At 42.3% G+C, this 1,354-nt stretch carries 1 CRISPR repeat array.

From position 1 onward, the window contains the following. Positions 1 to 6 precede the first annotated feature (6 nt). Positions 7 to 1,354: direct repeats of the CRISPR family, unit length 28 nt; unit sequence GTTCATGGCGACATACGCCATTTAGAAA.

The following is a 1,354-nucleotide window of genomic DNA, read 5'->3' on the forward strand; positions in this document are numbered from 1 at the left end:
CATTGAGTTCATGGCGACATACGCCATTTAGAAAACAGATTCAGATGACGGCTTTCCGTGGCAAATGTTCATGGCGACATACGCCATTTAGAAAAATATGGGAAAGTTGGCGCAATCTTTGTTGATGTTCATGGCGACATACGCCATTTAGAAAAGTGCAGGCAATACAACTGAAAGCAATAGCGCGTTCATGGCGACATACGCCATTTAGAAATGATTTATCTTTTATTGCGCCATAAATCTTCTGTTCATGGCGACATACGCCATTTAGAAATAAAGACAGGTGAGGATGCGAAAGGGGAGTATGTTCATGGCGACATACGCCATTTAGAAATCAATAATTAGTATCTTGTGATTACTTATAAGGTTCATGGCGACATACGCCATTTAGAAAACAGCAAATCTACCATTACTCAAGGTGGAGCAGTTCATGGCGACATACGCCATTTAGAAACGTATGCGGTCTAGCAAAACACTGGATGTTGAGTTCATGGCGACATACGCCATTTAGAAAAGCGTTTAAATGATGCAGAATCTGCACTTCAAGTTCATGGCGACATACGCCATTTAGAAACCTGAGCGCTTAAATGCGCTCTCTTAGTTCTTGTTCATGGCGACATACGCCATTTAGAAAGAGCTTGGAACAAAGGCTAGTGCTGGCGCACTGTTCATGGCGACATACGCCATTTAGAAATTTCGGTGGCCATAAAACTTGGATTGTTAATTGTTCATGGCGACATACGCCATTTAGAAATAGAAATGCCAGATTGCTGCGCGGTGCGATATGTTCATGGCGACATACGCCATTTAGAAAGCTTCAGCAACGAAGTCAGATGCGAATGCGAAGTTCATGGCGACATACGCCATTTAGAAAAAGTGAATGCTGCGGCGTGATTGTGGATAAGCGTTCATGGCGACATACGCCATTTAGAAAGATGGATGTATAAATGCGCTCCCAGTCTTCATGTTCATGGCGACATACGCCATTTAGAAAAAGATTAACAAGATCGACACGATTGCAGATCTGTTCATGGCGACATACGCCATTTAGAAAATTGGTAAGGTATTTGATTCTGGCAATGAAAAGTTCATGGCGACATACGCCATTTAGAAAACCAACGCTCAGAGCATTCAAGTTCTTGAAAAGTTCATGGCGACATACGCCATTTAGAAACAGCTAAATCAAGCGCTGCAAACCAAGATTAAGTTCATGGCGACATACGCCATTTAGAAAATTGGCATCTTTTGGCATCTCGATATACCAACGTTCATGGCGACATACGCCATTTAGAAAATTTACAACAAGTCTATCGCCTGCACGACACAGTTCATGGCGACATACGCCATTTAGAAA

The organism is Acinetobacter sp. CIP 102637, assembly GCF_000368425.1.
In the GTDB taxonomy this organism is placed as follows: Bacteria; Pseudomonadota; Gammaproteobacteria; order Pseudomonadales; family Moraxellaceae; genus Acinetobacter; species Acinetobacter parvus.